We start from the raw sequence: 21,148 nt of genomic DNA, 5'->3' as shown, positions 1-21,148 counted from the left end.
GCTTTAACATATAAGTAATTATAATAAGTGAAATAGTGAATTTATTCTATTTAAACATTGACATTTTCTCTAAAAAGCTTAATTTTATATTGGAACAAAGATTGATTTAGAGCTTTAATCGTATGCATCATTAAAATTTTTAAGTGAAAGGGCTCTGTTATTTTCATTTAAACTGGTTGGAAAATGGAGGATTAAATGCCCTTGCGATCAATAATTATAAAGTTAATATTTTCAACACTTATAGTTGTATGTTTTTCTTCTTTTTCTCATGCCGATGTATGGAATGAATACAATCCTTACGATTTTGACATTCCTGATTATCCTAATGGGTATGTATATAGCGATTTGTTATCCTATGGAGCGCCAGATGGGGCATATATTACTAATGTAAGAATTTACTACGAATTCGAACACACTGACCCTTCCCAGCTTAATATTTGGCTTACGACTTTATATGATAATCATTGGCATGATTTTCCCCTGTACTATCAAGGCGATCTACCTTCTGATCCTGATCTACGACATGAAGCCCGAAACAATATGCATCTATGGGATGGAGCGTCACCAAATCAAGAATGGTTTTTATGTATAAGGGACAATGTATCAGGTGATGTCGGTTCCATTTACTTTTTTGAACTATGGATTACTTACGATTATAATCATGAGCCAAACCCGCCATACAATGAAGAACCTGAAGACAATGAAACAGATATTTCGATAACGACTAATCTTGATTGGAGTTGTAATGATCCTGATGGAGATGTTTTATATTATACTGTTTATTTTGAAGAAAATTCATCTCCAGATAATATAATAAAAGATGATGAAACCGGTTCCAATGCCGATCCTGGTTTACTGGATTACGATTCGCATTATTATTGGAAAGTCGAGGTTAGTGACCATAACGGCGGTATATCCGAAGGACCTGTTTGGGATTTTTATACAGAGCCGGAACCTATCATTAATGCTGAAATACTAAATGTAACTTTCGATAAAATTGAAGTCATTAGAGGTCTGGAATCTATAACCTCAACAATATTACTGAGAAACACTGGCAATCAAACTTGGACATTTTATATTGGCGGATCATCAATATTAAATGGTGGTACCGAATGGTATGATTGGCTTCCTTTAAGGGCACCAATTACTTTAAATCCCAACCAAAGTGGGGCAGTCGAGTTATCTTGGGAGCCGGGATTTGATATACCCTTAGGATTTTATGGCTTTTATTGTAAAGTATTTATGTATAGCACTGGCGATGATTACTTTGATGAAAACTGGTCAGAGGGTGCATTCCAGGTTATTGAAGGATCAATCGATGTTTCTCTTACTTCTGTGAATTTTGAATCTGAGAGAATCCGGAAAAGCGAAACGATTTACGCTACAATTGAATTATACAATAATTCACCTGATCCGCTAAATAATGTTCATTTTTATATCGATTTTCTTTCTCCGCTTAATGAATTTGTTGGAGGAGTTGATTCTTATAGTTTCGATATTCCTGGACTGTCAAGTTACACTACTGTTTTATTACCTTTATGGACCGTACACCAATCAGATTATAGTGGCGCTTATGATACTAGAATTTGGCTACAAAATTCTCAAAATGATATATTAGCAGAATTTACATCAAATGAGTATCCAGAAATCCCATTATTAGCTGTAGGTGATTTCCCTATTTTAAATAATATTATTGTGAAAAGTCAGTTCAACTTTAGTTTCTCAGATCCTAGCTCGGTGCAAACAGTATTACAAGAGTTTTCAGATAGAAATATAAATTCAATATCTATGAACATTAAATTAGATGACGGTGAAGGACAATGGCCTTCAGTTATTCGTGGTCAAGTATTATTCAATAGTGTAATTGCGACAACTCATGCTCAAAATCCCCTTTCTTATGATTTGTATAGCCAAGCGCAGACCGATGGCCAAAACATCGGAATAAATATAAATCCCTGGTTTCCAACGTTTTCTGATTCTGCTCAATCGATGTTTGATCATCCGCAATGGAGATTGCTTCCCGAAGCCGATCCAGCCGAACCTGAGTACTTTATTGACGCTGATAGCATAAATGCCCATATATATATAAATAACTTAATATCTGAAGCGATTCAATCACCATATTTTACTCCGAACAGGTTGACTATTGATCATTTTAGATTCACTGCTGGTCAACATGGCCCTTCAAGTATTACTGCATTTGTTGAAGGTGTACGAACCGTGCTTCCATCTGAGGTTGAATTGGCCGGTTATGTATTCCCACCATCAGATTCAAATTGGAGTGGGCAGGATTATCAACAGCTTAATCCTTATCTTGATGTGTTTTCACCAATGTTATATTGGCAAGCAAGGTGGTTGCAGAATTTTGATGACATTCCGTTCGCTGCCAGGCAGAAAGTGCTGGGTCATATTTCAGATATCAAATCGATTCTTGGAGATAATACTACTGAACAGAAAGTAATGCCGACTGTAGGTATATCGACTACGTTAATCAGTGAGGATTTATCAGATACTGTCAGCCTAGAGTACAATGAATGGAAAAAAACACAACTCAATGTACTTGGTATAATAGCAGATGAAGGTTTAAGTAGTTTTGATCTCTTTTATTGGGGCAATTGGCTGTGGTTAGTTGACCAAGACGTTCCTGAATTAGGTAGATGGATTGATTGGGCGGAATACTTAGCTAATTTATCTAGAGAATTTGGTTCTCTTCAAGTTATGATTGAACCAGATAAAGCAAATGATGCAGGGGCACAATGGCGTCGTATTGGAACAACCACTTGGCGAAACAGCGGTTTTATAGAGCAAGGAATTCCTGTCGGCACTTATATTGTGGAATTTAGACCAATTACAGGTTGGAATGAGTCTTCCGATCAGCAAGTTATAATAAATAATAATGAAACTACATCTATAAATGCAACATATATTCGACAAACAGGTTCCCTGCAAGTCATGATATTTCCCCAAGAAGCAGTAAATGATGGAGCGCAATGGAGGCGCGTTGGGACAACCACTTGGCAAAATAGCGGTTATATTGAACAAGCAATTCCAATTGGTCAATATTCGGTAGAGTTTAAACCAATTGCTGATTGGTATACACCTGATAACATTGTCGTTACAATAAACTCAGATGGACTTACAGAAATTACAGGAATATATGAATCCCAGCTAGGTTCACTACAAATTACTATTTTCCCTCAAGGAGCAATCGATGATGGAGCTCAATGGCAGGTAGATGGCGGAGAATGGCATGAGAGCGATTATATTCAGAGTGGATTATTAGAAGGGGAACATATCGTAGAATTCAGCTCGATACTTGATTGGATAACCCCTCCCAATCAAACTATTACTGTTAATGGTGGAGAATTGACAACGGCTGCCGGAGTATACGAGCCAGAATTTGTAGATAGAACTATGTGGTATGTTGATGATGATAATACATCTGGTCCTTGGAATGGAACATTAGAATATCCATTTTCAATGATTCAAGAAGGAATAGATTCCGCCGCATCCGGAGATACGGTTTTTGTTCAGCAAGGCACCTATATTGAGAACATTAGTTTTGAAGGTAAAGGAATATTTCTCACTTCCAGTTTTATCTTTTCAGAAGACACATTAGATATTCATAACACCGTAATTGATGGCGATTCTACTGGATCAGTGATTGTTTTTCAAAACGGTGAAGATAGCTTATCTGTAATCAATGGATTTACCATCCAAAATGGAAATGCCTATAATGGGGCTGGGATATATTGCCATAATTATGCTAGTCCCAAAATCCTGAATAATACAATTAAAAACAATCATGCTACTGGGTCAACAAGTCAAGGCGGTGGTATAGCTTGTTTGTTTTATTCGACACCATTTATATGCAGGAATATAATAACTTTAAATACGGCGAATAGTGGTGGAGGAATTAGCTCTTTTATTAACTCCAGCCCAGAAATCCTAGAAAATACAATTATCGATAATCTAGCTTTTAGTAATGGCGGCGGTATATTCAGTGGCGGTTCGGATTCTATTGGAAGTAATATTATTGTTGGAAATGCTGCTAATTATGGCGGAGGTATTAGCGTTTTTGGTACGCCTATTATTACTGGAAATTATATATATAGCAATTCAAGTAATCAAGGGGGAGGTATTCGCTTGGCTAATGGGACTGCCTATATTTCTAGAAATGTCATATTCAATAATATTGTCGATGGTAGCGGAGGTGGGGTAGCCTTTATTAATAATTCAAACGCATATTTGAATAATAATACTATTTATGGCAACTCTGCGACAACAATTGGTGGAGGAGTCTTATGTAGTATGTCTAATGCAGAAATTGTCAACTTAATTTGTTGGAATAATAATGCCAATATAGGAAATGAAATATATCATGTTTCTAGTACCTTATCTGTTGTTTACTCAAACATTGAAGGGGGATGGGTTGGTATAGGAAATATCAATACCGATCCTTATTTTATTGATCCTCTGAATAACGATTTTAATCTTCATATAGAATCCCCATGCATTGATATCGCTCATCCTGATTCTCTTGACCCTGATGGAACTCAAGCTGATATGGGGGCATTGTATTTCGACCAATCAAACAATCATATTCCTTTGGAATTTTTATTAGTATCTCCAATTGACGAAGATGTAGTAAATAGTGATTCTGTAGAACTAACCTGGAATTCATCATTAGATCTTGATGGCAATAATATCACATATTGGATATACTGGACTCTAGATCCCGATTTTGGTTGGCATGATAGTATTTCTACAGCAGATACAACTTATATTTTAGACAATATTAATAGATTAGTTCTTGAGTCTAGCAATTTAAGTAAAACGGGAATTGTATCTAAAAATTCTCTTAATGATAAAAACGATGAAAAAAGTCATAATCCTACAAAACAAAACAAAAATCAAATTTATCAACCTCAATTTGATCCCAAAAGTAATAATGCTATTCCTATGAAAGAAACTTATGTTCAAGATGAAGATTACGGTTCACAATCTCGTGATCTTCCAGATGATACGATTATATTTTGGAAAATTAGGTCTGAAGATGCACTAGGATTCTATAAATGGTGTACACCAAGAGAAGGTTGGTCTTTCAGTGTTTATATAAATGATTCACCCTTGCCATTTGATTTACTTTCTCCTACAGAATCTGATACTTCTTGGGACTTGACTGCTTCGTTATTATGGGAATCTTCTTTTGATCCTGACCCAAATGATGAAATAACGTATAGTATTTATTATGATACATTGTCTAATCTAAGTACAGCCTTTGTAATTGAAAACATATCTGACACATCTTTTACTATTTCATCCTTGTTTTATGATCACCGTTACTACTGGACAATCAAAGCAGAGGATACAAACACCGATGGTACTTGGGCAAGCGACTCGCTAAGCTTTTACACACATTTGCCTTCGCAACTTTTTAGGCCTGCAGTCAATTATGGTTCCTGGAACAATCCCGGTAATATCATTTCAATTGATTTAGATAACGATAGCGATAATGACTTAGCGGTAACTAATGGCTCATCTAGCACCATTTCGATTTTGTTTAATCACGATTGCGGGTTATTTGATTCGATCTCATATTTTAATACAGCTACTTATCCTCAATCAATTGCTTCGGCTGATTTAAATAGTGATAATTATATTGATCTTGCTGTGGCCAGCTATTACAGTCAGGTTTCAATTCATTTCAATGATGGATATGGATCATTTGATTCGGTTGCTTTTTTTGAAGTTGGCGAGAATCCTAATTCCATCTGTTTGGCTGATTTTGATGGCGACAATGATATTGATCTGGCAACAGCTAATGGGAACACCAATAATGTGTCAGTTCTTTTTAATAATGGCGAAGGGCAATTTGAGTCAGGTAGTAGTTATAATGCAGGATTATTTCCTCAAGCCATTTGTTCTGCAGATTTAAATGATGATACTTTCATAGATTTAGCAGTAGCAAATCAACATTCAGCCAATATAACAATATTTTTGAACTATGGTGATGGTACTTTTTATTCAACACCCTTAAGTCCATCTGTAGGATACAGACCATGGTCTATTTGTTCAATTGATTTTGATAATGATAACAACAACGATCTAGCTGTTGCTAATTTTGGATCCGATAATATTTCGATTCTTATTAATAACGGTGATGGTACTTTTGAATCAGCTGCCAATTATAGCGTTGGAGATGGACCTGAATCTGTTTACTCAGCTGATTTTAACGGAGATTATTACAAAGATCTGGCTGTAGTTAATACTTTTTCCAATAATGTTTTGATTCTACTAAATGATGGTGAGGGGCTATTTGAACCAGAGGGCAATTATAGTATTGGGAGATTTCCGAAATCTGTTTTTTCTATCGATCTTGATGGAGATGGCGATTTTGACCTGGCAACAGCAAATCTACTTTCCGATAATATTTCTATCTTAATTAACTTAAGTGAAGGAAATTATCCCAGTTCATTTGACTTAATTTTGCCTGTAGATTTAGACACTGTTTGGAATCTAAATACGGAGTTATATTGGCATAATTCTGTAGATCCCGATCCTTATGATTCAGTTTTATATGAGGTTTACTATGATACCTTAGCTAACTTTAGTACAGCAATTGTATTTCAAGACATTACTGACACATCATTTAGTATCTCTTCATTAATTGACGATAAGCAGTATTTCTGGACAGTTAAAGCAAAAGATACTAATACAAGCGGAACTTGGGCAGATGATACATTAGCTTTTAGTACTTATTTTCCCGAATCACCAGTATTTTTTACCCTTGCTTCCCCACCTGATGAGGATACGCTTGATGTAAGTGAGGTAACTGTTAGCTGGCATCCATCATCTGACTCTGATCCCGGAGATTCTCTTTATTATCGCGTGTACTGGTCTGAAAACCCGCAATTTGTTAATGCTTGGATTGATTCCACATCTGATACATCATATGTAATCACCGACCTATGGTCATTGCTGTTCTATGATACAGGTAGATCATCTAAACTATCTGGAAAGAGGATTGGTGGATTATTGCTTGATTTACTCGATGATGTCACTTTGTACTGGAAAACAGGTAGATCATCTAAACTATCTGGAAAAAAGACTGGTGGATTGTTGCTTGATTTACCTGATGATGTCACATTGTACTGGAAAGTTGAGGCAGTAGACAGATTTAATAATACAACTTGGTGTGAACCTGAAGCAGGTTGGTCATTCAATGTGTATCTAAACGATGCTCCGGGATCTTTCAGTTTAGTATCACCCATTGATGAGGATACAGTATGGTTATTGGAAACAGAATTAGTGTGGCATGAATCGGAGAATCTGGATCCTGGAGATTCAATCTGGTACGAGGTTTACTATGATACCTTGGCTGATCTGAGTACAGCTGATACAGTTTATGTTGTGATAGACACAAGTGCAGTGGTAATCAATCTGATTGATGACTATCAATACTGGTGGACAGTTAAAGCGAAAGATACGAATACAGATGGTACGATGGCTAGTAACACGTTTAGCTTCTATACTTATTTGCCTGAGACACCGATACCATTTAGTCTTATCTATCCTACAATTTGGGATAATTTAGATAGTTCAAATATAGTTTTAGTTAGATGGCAGGCTTCTGAGGATCCAGATCCTCTTGATTCAATATCTTATGAAATTAATTTTAACTTCTTAGATTCTATGGTGGTACAACCAGAATCATTATGGGAGAATTCAAATATAATTTATGCTAGAACTAATATCTGTTCTGCTGATTTAAATATTAATGTAGGTGATACAGCTTCATGGTGGATTAGGGCAATATCTTTACCAGATTCCATTGAGTCAAATGAGAGATATCGTTTTATCTGGCCTTATGATTGTCTTGTTGGATTAAACTATATGGATATTATTATACCTGATAGTTATTTTCTAGCACAAAATCATCCCAACCCCTTTAATCCGATTACTAATATTGAATACGGAATTCCCAAAGAGTCGTTCATTAAAATCTCAATATATGACATTCTAGGGCGAGAGATTGATGTTATAGTTAACCAATATCAACAAGCGGGCTATTTCAAGGTGATATGGGATGCTTCGGGTTTGCCATCTGGATTATATTTCTACAAGATTCAAGCTGGAAGATATTCTAAAATAAGAAAGATGCTATTGCTTAAATGAGCCAGATCGAAAACTCAAAAAGGTAATTAAAATTATTATATCTCGATGCTTATTTGATCAGACCTTAAACATGGACAAAAGTGTAGTGTCCATTCAGTGTCCATCCGAGACCAAAAGAGATAAAAAAATATAAAAGAATATAAAACCAGGTGGAATAACTAACTCAATGAGACTCTGAGGTATAGAATGTATTCTATTGACAATAAACAGGTTACAAAAACTATTGCGCTCGTGTCCGGGGTTCAAATCCCTGCGCCGCTACTAATAACCCTGAAGACATTTTCCGATTTTCGGGATTTTTTTGTGCCTGTCTGGCAGGATTTTCATGCAATTCCGACAGATTTTGGGGTTGCCACTTGGTACACTTTTCAACCGCCGTTTACAGAGGGCGAAGATTTTTCTCTTAATTCCCTGAAACGGATAAAAATAGTTTTAACTTAAATAACTTTGCTCATTACTTTTTAAAATCTGGGGAAATTCTCCCCAGTGGTTCACAATTCCCCATTATTATCTACTGTTTTCAAAGTTTAATTCTTGATTCAGGAATTTCAAAACAATTAGTTTTATCATGTTATTAGTTGCTTACCATCGACTTAACCTTTCAAGCATCCGCTAAAAGTATAATAATAATCAGAAATATAGCAGCTGGCACAACAATTGCGTTAGCAAATGTCGGATATAATGATAAAAGGGTAGCAGTTTTCAATAAAGCTGATTTTTACCAGTAGGAAAATAGAATGATTGACACACTACAAGGTATATGTATTACATGCAGCGACGGGCCGACTTGTGTACGGCGGAAATCCCATGGAAAACCTGTATGGTATTGTGAAGAGTTTGATGATTATACACCCCCTCCAATTAAAAGCACCATTAGTGATAGCATTCTAACGCAAGATGATAGGTTGATTGAGTCTTTAAAAACAAAGGCGGAATTAACTAAATACAGCGGGCTATGTGTTAATTGTGAAAATCGAGAAACTTGCTCTTTTGCAAAACTCGGCTTAGAAATCTGGCAATGCAATGAATATGTTTAGGAGATTTAGAGTTTCTTTCATTAAAAGAAAAGCTCTGATTTTTAAATAAGAGAAAATCATGCCGGCAAAAAAAAGTACAAGAAACAAAGAGGCTAAGGCAATCAATAACTCAAAGATGCCAGAGAAAAAACCAAGTCTTTTTAATAATGTAGTCAAACAGTTCAATAAGGCTGCGGATTTAATAAATCTCGATCCTGATATACAAAAAATCCTTCAAACAACTAACAACGAAATCACAATCCATTTCCCTGTAAAAATGGACGATGGACGAATCGAAGTGTTTTCCGGATACCGGGTACAGCATAACGATATACTTGGCCCCTATAAAGGTGGGTTACGATATCATCCGATGGTTGATATTGATGAAGTGCGTGCCCTTGCTGCCTGGATGACCTGGAAGAGCGCTATTGCTGATATCCCCTTTGGCGGCGCTAAGGGAGGAATCCAGCTTGATCCTTCAAAGTATGCGTTTAAAGAACTTGAACGGATTACTCGTCGATTCACCTTTGCTCTGGGCAACAACATCGGGCCCGAATATGATATTCCAGCGCCTGATGTAAATACAAATGCCCAGATAATGGCTTGGATTCTCGATACGTATTTATCGACTATACCGCCACACGAAAGGCAGAGATGCAAACATGTGGTAACAGGCAAACCGATTGAAGCTGGCGGCAGTCAGGGACGTGAAAAGGCAACCGGACAAGGCATCGTTTTCACAATCGAGGCTTGGGCTAAAGATCACAATTTTGACATTGGAGAAGCTACATACATTATCCAGGGATTTGGTAATGTTGGCTCCTGGGTGGCTCGATTACTAAAAACACATGGTTCTAAGTTGTTGGCTGTTGAGGATGCTACCGGAGCGGTCACTAATCTCAAGGGCATCGATGCTGATGAACTCACAGATTATATTAAAAAGCATGGAGGAGTTAAGGGTTTCTCAAAAACTGAAAATATCGACCATGAAACATTCATGCGCACAAAGGCTGATATCTTTATACCAGCCGCTATGGAAAATCAAATTACAGCAGAAACAGCGCCTTGGTTAAATGTTAAACTTGTTGCGGAAGGAGCCAACGGCCCTACTGATATCGATGGTGATAAGATTCTTCAAGAAAAAAGAATAGATTTAATCCCGGATATCCTTTGCAATTCCGGTGGTGTAATTGTCAGCTACTTCGAATGGCTTCAGAACAAACGAAGTGAATTTTGCGAACTTGAGGAAATCGACGCTAAATTGCAGAAAAAAATCGTTTACGCTTATGAAAAAGTGCATCGTGCCGCTCGGGAATACTTTGTCGATTTGCGAACAGCCGCTTATGTGGTAGCACTCTCTCGTTTGGAGAAGGTCTATAAAGAGAGAGGAATTTTCCCATAGGAACAATTTGTTAAATGTTGAAGGGGAAGTTGACAAGGATAATAAATGGCAGAGATTAATAAATATCAGGATCTGTGCTCAACTTGTAATCATGCTCCAACATGCGTGCGGCGAAAAAGCCAAAAAGGACCTATCTGGTATTGTGAGGAATTCGATGATTACATGCCTCCTCCGGGGAAAAAAGCAGGTGATGATATTTCACAATCAGAAGAAATAAAATACGACAAGTCATTAGGGTTATGCTGCAACTGTGCGAACCGTGATACTTGCACTTTGCCTAAACCCGATGGAGGTGTCTGGCATTGCGAGGAGTATTGTTAACAGTTAATGTGTCTTTAATATATTTCAATGGTTTTTAAAGCAGGATAAAATATGGATAAAATTGATGTTGCGAGAATTTTAGAAAAGCATTCCGGAAAACGGGGAGGGCTTATTTCCATTCTTATGGATGTTCAAGCCAGCTATGGCTATCTTCCCGAGGAGGTCTTAAGGTCGGTAGCCGAACAAACAGGCCGTTCGCTTGTTGATATTTATGGGGTGGCAACATTTTATAAATCTTTCAGCCTGAAACCAAGAGGTAAGCATCTCGTATCTGTCTGCCTTGGCACAGCTTGCCATGTTCGTGGAGCGCCTATTATAGCTGAGGGGTTTATGCAGCAGCTTGGTATTAAGGCAGGTGAGACAACCGCAGATAAAGAATATACTTTAGAAACTGTAAATTGTCTTGGCGCCTGCGCGTTGGGACCGATTGTTGTAGTTGACGGTCATTATTTTTCCAATGTTAAAGCGGCAGATGTAAAACGGATTCTAAGCAAGGTACAGGAAGGTCTTGATAAGATTGAAATTGAAACAGACCAACGAGTATTTCCAATGGAGGTTAGCTGTTCGCGATGCAATCACAGCTTGATGGATCCCAATCATCTTATCGATGGCTACCCCTCGATACGAGTAACTGTTTCATTCGGGCAACAGCATGGCTGGCTTACATTGTCAAGTTTGTATGGCAGTTATAATGTTTCATCCGAATACAAGATTCCGGAAGATACAATCGCAGATTTCTTCTGTCCATATTGCCACACCGAACTTCTTGGCGCTTTTAGCTGCCCGGAGTGCGGAGCGCCTATGGTACCGATGATTGTGCGCGGCGGCGGTATAGTTCAGATTTGCTCCCGCAGCGGCTGCAAAGGCCACATGCTGGATTTGGGAGAGACTTCGCTTGGCTAATGATTGGATTGCGTGTTATATAAGGAGTAACTAATAATATGAGAAAATTAACATCCGTAGGTGAATTAACCGGTTTTCGTCATCGCATTCTAAGCGAAAAGGATGTTCAGTATGACAAGCCAACTCTGGTTGTAAGCGCTGGAACATGCGGCCAAGCAAGTGGAGCAAACGATATTATCAGGATAATAAAACGCTACATTATTGAACGGAGCCTTCAAGGAAAAATCAGTCTCAGGATTACTGGCTGTCATGGTTTCTGCCAGATAGAACCATTTATTTTGGTGGAACCCGGGGGACATCTATATCCGAATATAGACATGGAAAACACTCCCCGTGTGATAGAATCTGCTTTAAAGAATAGTGTAGTTAATGAACTGATATTTAAAGAAAAACGCGAAAATAAAGCTTATCATTCTCAAAACGATATACCGTTTTTTAAAAAACAAACTCGTACCATTTTGGGCGCCAGTGAAAAAATTGATCCCATTAGAATCCTTGATTATATCGAACAAGAAGGATATGCCGCACTCGAAAAGGTTCTCACCAAGCTTGATTCGGATTGGGTTATCAAAGAAGTTCTGGATTCAGGCATTAGGGGACGCGGTGGTGCCGGCTTTCCAACTGGCAAAAAGTGGGGATTTGCTAGTGCTTCAGGCAAAAAAAATGAACAGAAATATATTATCTGCAATGCCGACGAAGGAGACCCTGGCGCTTACATGGACCGTAGTGTTCTCGAGGGCAATCCGCATGCTATCATTGAAGGTATGATAATTGCAGGCTTTGCTATCGGCGCTACTCGAGGAATCATGTACATCCGAGACGAATATCCCTTGGCGATTAAACATGCTCTTATCGCTATAAGGCAGGCGCGCGATCTGGGTTTATTAGGAGAAAATATCTTAAATACAGGGATTAATTTCGATATCGAAATTGTTCGCGGCGCTGGCGCTTTTGTATGCGGTGAGGAAACAGCTCTGATAAAATCTATTGAGGGTTACATGGGCGAACCCCGACAGCGGCCGCCGTACCCAATTGAAAAAGGTATCGATGGACATCCGACCTGCATTAACAATGTGGAAACGCTGGCGAACATTCCCGTTATAATTGATAAGGGCAGCAAAGAATTTGCCAAAGTGGGTGTGCCGGGCAATACCGGAACCAAAATATTTTCACTCGTAGGAAAAATAAAAAATACCGGTTTGGTCGAGGTGCCTCTGGGCATTAAAATCAGCGAGGTCGTGTACGATATTGGCGGCGGGCCTGTCGGTAAGGCAAAGATCAAAGCTGTCCAGACAGGCGGACCATCTGGCGGTTGTATCCCGGCAAGTATGTTCGACTTGCCAATCAGCTACGATAGCTTGGCAAAGGCAGGCTCGATTATGGGTTCCGGCGGTATGATCGTTATGGACGAAAATACCTGCATGGTCGATGTCGCCAGGTATTTCATGAATTTCCTGAAAAGCGAATCGTGCGGTAAATGCTTTACCTGCAGAAAAGGCACCCAGCGCATGTATGAAATCCTTGATGATGTGACAAAAGGCAAAGCTAAACTTGAAGACCTCGACCTGCTTGAAGAACTTGCTCTTGTTGTAAAAGACACCACAATGTGCGGTCTCGGACAGACCGCTTCCAATCCGGTTTTAAGCGCTTTGAAATATTTCCGTCATGAATTTGAACGGCATATTGTCGACAAAAGATGCGATGCTTTTGTTTGCAAGGAATTAGTCGGCGCGCCCTGCCAATCTGCTTGTCCGCTGGGCACAGAGGCTTGGCGTTATGTAGCTCATATAGCCCGCGGTGAATATAAAGAAGCATACCGCGTAATTCGCGAGCCAAATCCATTCCCCTCAGTTTGCGCCCGTGTTTGTGATCACCCCTGCGAGTCTAAGTGTCGAGCAGGTACAAGCGGCGGAGACCCGATAGCAATACGATCGCTAAAGAGATTTATTACAGATCGCTTTGACCCCTCTATATATAAACCGAAGCGAACCAAGTGGCCGGATGGCAAACCTCCGAGTGTTGCTATTATCGGCTCAGGTCCCGCTGGTTTAACAGCGGCTCATTTCCTGTCGCTTAAAGGTTGTAAGGTAACCGTTTTTGAAGCTGAGGCTGAAACCGGCGGCATGCTAACCTGCGCTATCCCATCCTATCGGCTTTCGAGAGAGGTTATCAGGGATGAAATAGACGCTCTTCTTGATGATAATATTACAGTTAAATGCAATACTGCATTAGGCAAAGATATAACTATCAACGGCCTGTTTGAAGATAAATACAAAGCGATTTTGCTGGCGATGGGCGCTCACAAAAGCCGACCGCTTAAGCTTGAGAATGAAGACGTGAAAGGCGTTTATCCCTCGATTGAATTTCTTAAGGCTTTCAACTTGAGAGGCGAGCTGCTGGCTAAGGGTCGGGTCGGAGTTATCGGCGGCGGCAACTCGGCAATTGATGCCGCTCGTATGGCTCTACGTCAGAAGGATGTTGAAAGCGTTACTATCCTTTACCGTCGGACACGCGATGAAATGCCGGCTTTTGCCGAGGAAATCGAAGCGGCTGACCAGGAAGGAATCGAAATTATTACGCTTGTTACGCCTAATAAAATTATTGAAAAAGACGGACATCTTGTAGGACTTGAATGTATTAAAAACGAACTGGGTGATACCGACTCCAGCGGCCGCCGCAGTCCTGTCGCAATTAAGGGCACCGAATATGAAATCGAGCTTGATACATTAGTTGTGGCAATAAGTGAAGATGCAGGTGTTGACAGCATCGGACCCGTTCAAAAAAGCGGTATCGAAACAACTAAGTGGAATACGGTTCAGATAGATCAAAAAACGCTGCTTACGAATCGACCGGGAGTATTCGCTGCCGGTGATTTGGTTACCGGACCGAATACGGTGGTTCAGGCAATTGCCGCCGGCAAGAAATCGGCGGTTATGATTGAGCGTTTCTTGAAAAATGAAGAACTCATACAACCGGCCAAGCCATGTCTGCCAAAAGTATATGTCGAACCGGTACCGGTTGACACTGAGATACAGCAGTATAGCCGCGCCGAGACGCCTCGTGCGCCTGCCGAATGGCGTAAACGAAGTTTTGCCGAAGCGGAGGTTTCGTTATCGGTCGAAGAGGCTGCCAATGAAGCAAGAAGATGTCTCCGGTGCGATTTAGAATTTACAAAGAAACCTGAATTAGAAGAAGAATCCCTTCCAACAGGAGAAAAAACAGCATGATTAAATTAACTATTAATGGTTTAGAAACCAGAGTTGAAAAGGGCACGACAATTCTGGAAGCGGCTAAGCTTTTGGGATTCCCTATTCCGACTCTGTGTCACATGGAAGGGCTGACGCCTTATGGAGCATGTCGTCTCTGTGTGGTCGAAATTGGCGAGGGGCCAAGAGCAAAACTGGTTACATCATGTACATATCCGGTTGAAGAGGGGCTTAAAGTTAGAACTGCTTCCTCACGGGTAGTCAAGGCGCGCAAGATGATTATAGAACTTCTATTGGCTTCATCCCCTCAATCGAAAATCATTCAGGATATCGCTGCGGAACATAATGTTCGCCAGCAGAGATTTAAGCAGGAACACGAAGATTGCATACTATGCGGACTGTGTGTTCGCATGTGCGAAGAGCAGATGATGGCTAAAGCTATTGGCTTCCGCGGAAGAGGTGAAGATAGAAGTATCGGCACACCATTTGATGTTAAATCCGATGTTTGTCGATTGTGCGGCGGCTGCATGTATGTTTGCCCGGTCTGTCAGTTGAGATGCACCTACAACCAGCCGGAAAAAGCAATCTGCGGTGCCTGCGCAAACTTAGATCCGCCCTGTTTGGAAAAAGAACAATTTGATGATATGATGTGCTATATGAAACCTTGCGTTGCATGTGAGATAAAGAAAGACTGAAAATAAAGTAATGGAGGAAAAAAATAATGTCAACGAATTTCTCAAAAATTAACGCCTCAGCGGCTACTCTAACTAAAAATAGAACAGAAGGTTCGATATCACCTAATTCTGGCATGTGCGTAACCTGCGTGGATGGCTGTATCGGTATGTGTGAAATAGGCAAATCAGCCTATAGAGGTCATGAGGTTATATATCCGCAACCGTTCGGAGTTATTACAACAGCCGCTGAAAAAATTTATCCTGTTGACTACTCGCATTTCAATATCATGGGAACCGCTGCCGGCGCTCAGGGCATTGAGGCTGACAGCGATAAGGCTATTTTCCCGGCAGTTAACCTTGAAGTTCATTTCGGTCATGATAAGGGAATTAAGTTCCGCTATCCATGGATCATTCCCGGTATTGGTTCAACTGATATTGCCAAGAATAATTGGGAAGGCTTGGCAATCGGCACTGCATTAGCGGGCACTGGTCTTACGATTGGTGAAAATGTAGTCGGTATGGACACTGAAGCAAAAATCAAGAACGGCCGGGCGGTCGATACTGTGGACCTTAAGCGGCGAGTTAAACTTTTTCAGGATAATCAGATTGATGGCTGGGGAGCTACAATTGTCCAGGCTAATGTCGAAGATACTCGTTTGGGTACTCAGGAGTATGCCATTAGCGAACTCGGCGTTGAAATTGTTGAATTAAAATGGGGACAAGGCGCCAAGAATATTGGCGGCGAAGTGAAAATAAAAAGCCTGGAAAAAGCTCAGATGTTGTACAAGCGCGGCTATATTGTGCTGCCAAATCCAACTGATCCGAATGTTATCAAAGCTTTCGAAAAAGGTGCTTTTAAAGAATTCGAACGTCATTCACGCGTTGGCATGGTTACCGAGGAATCATTTGCAAGTCGTGTTGATGAACTTCGCAAGGCGGGAGCCAAATACATCTTCCTGAAAACCGGTGCTTACAGACCGGCAGATCTTGCCCGGGCAGTTAAGTTTTCCTCTAAGTATAAAATAGATCTTCTTACGGTTGATGGCGCTGGCGGCGGAACCGGTATGAGCCCCTGGAGAATGATGAACGAATGGGGTATGCCGCCTGTAGAATTGCATTCGCTCTTATATCAATACACCAAGCAATTATCTGATAAAGGCGAATATGTTCCGGCTTTAGCCTTAGCAGGCGGTTTCACTTTTGAGGATCAAATATTCAAAGGTTTATCTATGGGAGCTCCGTTTGTTAAACTTATCGGCATGGCTCGCAGCCCGATAGCCGCTGCGATGGTAGGTAAAACAATCGGCCGCACTATTAAAGACCATCAGGTTCCTGTATATATAGAACGCTTTGGCTCAACAATAGATGAGATTTTTGTAACTTCCGGCGATCTTCGTAAAGAAATTGGCGATAAAGAATTTGAGAAACTTCCAACCGGAGCTATTGGCCTATATACTTATTATGAGCGTTTAGCTCAAGGTTTACGTCAGCTAATGGGCGGCAGCCGTAAATTCTCTCTCGATTATATGACTCGTGATGACTTAGCATCCCTAACTCCTGAAGCAGAAAAAGTCAGTGGAATCAAGTATATTATGGATCTTGATAAAAAAGAAGTTGAGGAAATTCTTAAAAATTAGATAAGCATTCTATTTATTGAAAGACTAATCAATAAGTTGGCTGACATGGGTTCTTCTTACGTCCTACCGTAAACCTATCTGTCAAAATTTCACAAATCAACCCAGCAAGTTGATTAGATCAAAGCCCCGGTGGTCAAGTCATCGGGGTTTAATAATTTTAATATACTCAATCTGATAAACTGAAGCTTTTGCACATTAGAAATGGTTCCCTATATTCAGGTTGCAGGAGGTGTTTGGTTTTTAAGTTTTTCACGTAAGGTTTTACGGTCAATCCCAAGTATCTGCGCTGCTTTTGTTTTATTGCCATTCACATTGGCTAATACATTGCAAATATACTCAGTTTCCACTTCAGTCAAAGTCCGATTGTATCCTGTTTCTTTTAAAGCCGAGAAACGCATCAATGAGGGTAAATCCGGGACTTCTATAAAATCGCTATCGGTCATGACCACAAGACGCTGTATTATATTTTCCAATTCCCTGACATTGCCAGGCCAATAGTAGTTTTTCAACACTACCAAGGCTTTGTCTGAGAAACTTGGTGTTGGTTTATTTAGCTCCTCGGAATACTTATTGGTGAAACGGTTAATTAACAATATAATGTCATTTCCTCTTTCCCGTAATGGAGGAATATCAATGGCGATGACATTAAGACGGAAGAATAGGTCTTCGCGAAAATCTCCTTTTTTCACCAAGCTTAGCAAATTTTTATTAGTTGCAGCTAAAATTCGTATATCCACCTTACGAGTCTTATTAGCGCCCACCATGCATACTTGTTTATCTTGAAGAACACGAAGCAATTTTACTTGCATAGAAAGACTGGTTTCGCTGATTTCATCAAGGAAGATAGTGCCGCCATCAGCTGTTTGAAAAAAACCTGCCCGGGATTCATTGGCTCCAGTAAAAGCGCCTTTTACATGCCCAAAAAGCTCGCTTTCGAGCAAGCCTTCCGGAATACCGCCGCAATTTACAGGTACAAATGGAGCTGAAGCTCGCGGGCTGTTATAATGAATTGCCCTGGCAACAAGCTCTTTGCCTGTACCGCTTTCTCCTGTGATTAGTACAGTAGTTGGAGTGGATGCAACCTTAGCTATGGTTTTAATTACTTTCCGAATAACCGTTGATTCACCAAAAAGACCATGATCAACTGACAGTATTTTAGGGATTTGAGCATTTCCGGTTTTTCGTATATCTGTTTTATCAAGCGTTCTTTTAACTGCAGAAAAAAGTTCTTCATCAGTAAAAGGTTTAGCCAGATATTCCTCGGCTCCTATCTTGACCGCCCTGACTGCTCCTTCAACTGAAGCGTAGCCTGTAATCATCATTATTTCAGTATCTTTATAGTTTTCCCGAACATGTTTTATTAAATCAAGTCCGCTTACTTTGGGCATTTTTAAATCTGTAATGACTAAGTCTATTGATGTCGATTCTAAAATCCTAATCGCTTCTATTACAGCCGGAGCAGTGAAAACCACATATCCCTGTGAGGTTAGGTTTCTTTCGAGTACTTCCAAAGTAGCCGCATCATCATCTACAACCAGTATCCGTTTTTTTTCATTTGAATGCATCATCTATAAAGCACTTCTATATGCTAAGCCCCTGTTATGGGAAGTTGAATTTTAAAACTGGTTCCCTGATCAATTGCACTTTCAACAGCGATGGAACCTTTATGCGATTTTACAATTTCATGGACTACAGCTAAACCCAAGCCGGTACCTTCATCAACATCTTTGGTTGTAAAAAATGGAATGAATATTTTTTTTATAGTATCTTCGCTCATGCCAATACCTGTGTCTTCTACAACCAGAAATACATTTTTATCATCAGCATAAGTTTGTATTGTCAATTTTCCACCCTTCGGCATAGCCTGAATAGAATTAACTACAAGATTAACCAAAACCTGGTTTAACTGTGACGGGTCGCCGGTGATCTCCGGAATATCCGGTATAAGTGACCGAACTAATTCAATTCCGGCCCTGGCACAGCGAGCCTCAAAGAAATAAAGCCCCTCTTTTGCCGCTTTATTCAAGTCAATCAGGGTCGCTTTAGACGGCATTTGACGGGCGAATATCATCAGCTTTTTTATAACTTCCCGCGCGTGAAGAGAAGCTTCCACGATTTTTTCAATATCCCTATTTGCCTGATTTGGAAGTTCCGGGCATTTCATTGCAAGCTGGGCAAATCCAAGAATGTTGCCAAGTGGTTCATTTAATTCATGGGCAACACCAGCTCCTAGCTGTCCTATCGTTGCCAACCTATCGGCATGCCTGAGTTGTTCCTGTAATTGTGAACTTTTCTCCTCGGCTTCTTTACGTTCTATTAAAAGACCTATATGTCTGGCTATAGCGTTAATTAATTTTCTCTCTTCTTTGAGAAATGGTCCTTCATCAAGGTCTGGTTTTTTTTTCATATAGGCCACTTCGATAACTCCACGCCGTTCGCCTTTCACAAAGATGTCGGAAGTCTGCTTTTGTCTATCCAGCAAGAATCCGGATGTTGTAAAAGTATGGCCATCGAAAATAATCCTGCCGGTGGTAATGCCGGGATATTGCCAAGCTGGAGGTAGAAATTCTACAATACCTTGTAAAATTTCACTAAGTGACAATTCTTGCTTTTCAATAATTTGAGCTATATTATACAGGCAGATTAATTCTTTGATTCTTTCACGCAATGCAGCTTGGGCGCGTTGGTTTACAACAGCAATTCCAATAATCCGGGCGATATCTTCATATAATTCAATATCATTTTCAGTAAAGAAATCCTTTCGATCGCTCATTAATTGTAAAAGACCTATGCTATCATCACCAACAACAAGCGGTATCAGAGCTATCGACTTATATTGCCCATTTATATTATAATTGTTATAGTGCTTTTTTTCTTCAGGATCCAATATGTATGACAAAGATATTCCTGTGTCGCCTATCCAGAAGCTGCCGCCTGATGTGAAAACCGGCAAGGTTGAATCATACTTTTGCTTGATAATATTCAATCGCAGCAAATCAAGAATTGAATTTTTCAAAAGAAATGGAACTGGTGCGCCATCTCCATTATTTACAAGTTGTTTAACTTCATATTGAAATATATATTTAATGGGCTGAGTAATTTCACAGTGGATATATTTGTCACTCTCATTCAACCACAATTCTGCAACATCACACTTTGAGAAATTGATTATCATCGTCAGGATTTCGCGAAGAAAATCAATTTTCGGAATATTGCGATTGGCATAGATTAATATCTGATGTGATAAGACACGAAAATCCTCGGCACATTTATAATTGGAATCGTTTACTTCACTTCGCATTGATCGTCCATTACTCAGCTTTTCCTTAAATTAATTATTCTTGGTTTTAAGTTACTGAAGTAATTAAGGAATGTCAATATTTCAAAGATGGATTATATTAATTTTCACTACTGTCCGGCCTTTTTCATAGAGTTCTTTAAATATTATCCAACAAGCGAAACTTGCTTGATTCGCAGCCCACAGAACAACAAGACATTGGAAAACTCCAGCAAACATCGCTATTTTACTTTTTGCTTTGCATAATATTTCATGCCTGTCCGCCGACAGGAGGAATTAAATTTCAGAAATCGTTTTTGATTCGATGATTATCCATTTGCGTCATTCCACCGCCGCGGCGGGGGAATCCAGAAATCCGCCAGCGGTGGACGGAGCTGTATGTTAAACCAATGGTGGATGACAAAAATACCGTGCCCCGTGTCCGCAGACAGGCGGGCGCCGGCAGGCAGGAGCTGTCAGCATGACCAATCTCTGGATTCCCAATCAAGTTGGGAATGACGCGGGCAGTGTTGG

At 39.8% G+C, this 21,148-nt stretch carries 11 protein-coding genes; 8 read left to right on the top strand and 3 right to left on the bottom strand.

Features of this window, described 5'->3' with window-relative positions; all coding sequences use genetic code 11:
- Nucleotides 1–195: 195 nt before the first annotated feature.
- From J7K40_08315 to J7K40_08280, 8 genes are all read left to right on the top strand, one after another.
- Nucleotides 196–8,178, top strand: a complete 7,983-nt coding sequence (locus tag J7K40_08315; protein MCD6162401.1) for a VCBS repeat-containing protein — start codon at nucleotides 196–198, stop codon at nucleotides 8,176–8,178.
- A 186-nt stretch (nucleotides 8,179–8,364) separates the two neighbouring features.
- Nucleotides 8,365–8,619: a hypothetical protein gene (locus J7K40_08310; GenBank protein MCD6162400.1), complete on the top strand. Its 255-nt coding sequence runs from the start codon at nucleotides 8,365–8,367 to the stop codon at nucleotides 8,617–8,619.
- 711 nt (nucleotides 8,620–9,330) lie between these two features.
- Nucleotides 9,331–10,596 carry a Glu/Leu/Phe/Val dehydrogenase gene (locus tag J7K40_08305; GenBank protein ID MCD6162399.1) on the top strand — a complete coding sequence of 422 codons (1,266 nt, stop codon included), beginning with the start codon at nucleotides 9,331–9,333 and terminating at the stop codon, nucleotides 10,594–10,596.
- A gap of 45 nt (nucleotides 10,597–10,641) precedes the next feature.
- Nucleotides 10,642–10,917: a hypothetical protein gene (locus J7K40_08300; protein ID MCD6162398.1), complete on the top strand. Its 276-nt coding sequence runs from the start codon at nucleotides 10,642–10,644 to the stop codon at nucleotides 10,915–10,917.
- 51 nt (nucleotides 10,918–10,968) lie between these two features.
- Nucleotides 10,969–11,820 carry an NAD(P)H-dependent oxidoreductase subunit E gene (locus tag J7K40_08295; protein ID MCD6162397.1) on the top strand — a complete coding sequence of 284 codons (852 nt, stop codon included), beginning with the start codon at nucleotides 10,969–10,971 and terminating at the stop codon, nucleotides 11,818–11,820.
- Nucleotides 11,821–11,858: 38 nt separating this feature from the next.
- The gene (locus tag J7K40_08290) at nucleotides 11,859–15,047 is read left to right on the top strand and encodes an FAD-dependent oxidoreductase (GenBank protein MCD6162396.1); all 3,189 of its coding nucleotides are present in this window, start codon (nucleotides 11,859–11,861) and stop codon (nucleotides 15,045–15,047) included.
- Nucleotides 15,044–15,721 carry a (2Fe-2S)-binding protein gene (locus J7K40_08285; GenBank protein ID MCD6162395.1) on the top strand — a complete coding sequence of 226 codons (678 nt, stop codon included), beginning with the start codon at nucleotides 15,044–15,046 and terminating at the stop codon, nucleotides 15,719–15,721. The genes J7K40_08290 and J7K40_08285 overlap by 4 nt, the downstream gene beginning before the upstream one ends.
- Nucleotides 15,722–15,747: 26 nt before the next feature.
- Nucleotides 15,748–17,337 carry an FMN-binding glutamate synthase family protein gene (locus tag J7K40_08280; protein MCD6162394.1) on the top strand — a complete coding sequence of 530 codons (1,590 nt, stop codon included), beginning with the start codon at nucleotides 15,748–15,750 and terminating at the stop codon, nucleotides 17,335–17,337.
- A gap of 215 nt (nucleotides 17,338–17,552) precedes the next feature.
- Here J7K40_08280 and J7K40_08275 read toward each other — a convergent pair whose 3' ends face one another.
- The 3 genes from J7K40_08275 to J7K40_08265 form a co-directional block, all read right to left on the bottom strand.
- Nucleotides 17,553–18,902, bottom strand: coding sequence for a sigma-54-dependent Fis family transcriptional regulator (locus tag J7K40_08275; protein MCD6162393.1), 1,350 nt, complete (start codon nucleotides 18,900–18,902; stop codon nucleotides 17,553–17,555).
- A 23-nt stretch (nucleotides 18,903–18,925) separates the two neighbouring features.
- Nucleotides 18,926–20,638, bottom strand: a complete 1,713-nt coding sequence (locus J7K40_08270) for a GAF domain-containing protein (protein ID MCD6162392.1) — start codon at nucleotides 20,636–20,638, stop codon at nucleotides 18,926–18,928.
- Between the two features lie 280 nt (nucleotides 20,639–20,918).
- Nucleotides 20,919–21,148: hypothetical protein (locus tag J7K40_08265; GenBank protein MCD6162391.1), on the bottom strand; the 230-nt coding region annotated here is incomplete at its 5' end.

It is taken from the genome of Candidatus Zixiibacteriota bacterium (assembly GCA_021159005.1).
GTDB lineage: Bacteria > Zixibacteria > MSB-5A5 > UBA10806 > 4484-95 > JAGGSN01.
This window is presented reverse-complemented; position numbering and strand designations above follow the sequence as displayed.

What these genes read in the sequence shown, in the direction of transcription:
- J7K40_08285 (MCD6162395.1), top strand. Translation starts at nt 15,044, where the DNA reads ATGATTAAATTAACTATTAATGGTTTAGAAACCAGAGTTGAAAAGGGC.
- J7K40_08310 (MCD6162400.1), top strand. Translation starts at nt 8,365, where the DNA reads ATGTATTCTATTGACAATAAACAGGTTACAAAAACTATTGCGCTCGTG.
- J7K40_08270 (MCD6162392.1), bottom strand. Translation starts at nt 20,638, where the DNA reads ATGCGAAGTGAAGTAAACGATTCCAATTATAAATGTGCCGAGGATTTT.
- J7K40_08305 (MCD6162399.1), top strand. Translation starts at nt 9,331, where the DNA reads ATGCCAGAGAAAAAACCAAGTCTTTTTAATAATGTAGTCAAACAGTTC.
- J7K40_08315 (MCD6162401.1), top strand. Translation starts at nt 196, where the DNA reads ATGCCCTTGCGATCAATAATTATAAAGTTAATATTTTCAACACTTATA.
- J7K40_08300 (MCD6162398.1), top strand. Translation starts at nt 10,642, where the DNA reads ATGGCAGAGATTAATAAATATCAGGATCTGTGCTCAACTTGTAATCAT.
- J7K40_08290 (MCD6162396.1), top strand. Translation starts at nt 11,859, where the DNA reads ATGAGAAAATTAACATCCGTAGGTGAATTAACCGGTTTTCGTCATCGC.
- J7K40_08295 (MCD6162397.1), top strand. Translation starts at nt 10,969, where the DNA reads ATGGATAAAATTGATGTTGCGAGAATTTTAGAAAAGCATTCCGGAAAA.
- J7K40_08275 (MCD6162393.1), bottom strand. Translation starts at nt 18,902, where the DNA reads ATGCATTCAAATGAAAAAAAACGGATACTGGTTGTAGATGATGATGCG.
- J7K40_08280 (MCD6162394.1), top strand. Translation starts at nt 15,748, where the DNA reads ATGTCAACGAATTTCTCAAAAATTAACGCCTCAGCGGCTACTCTAACT.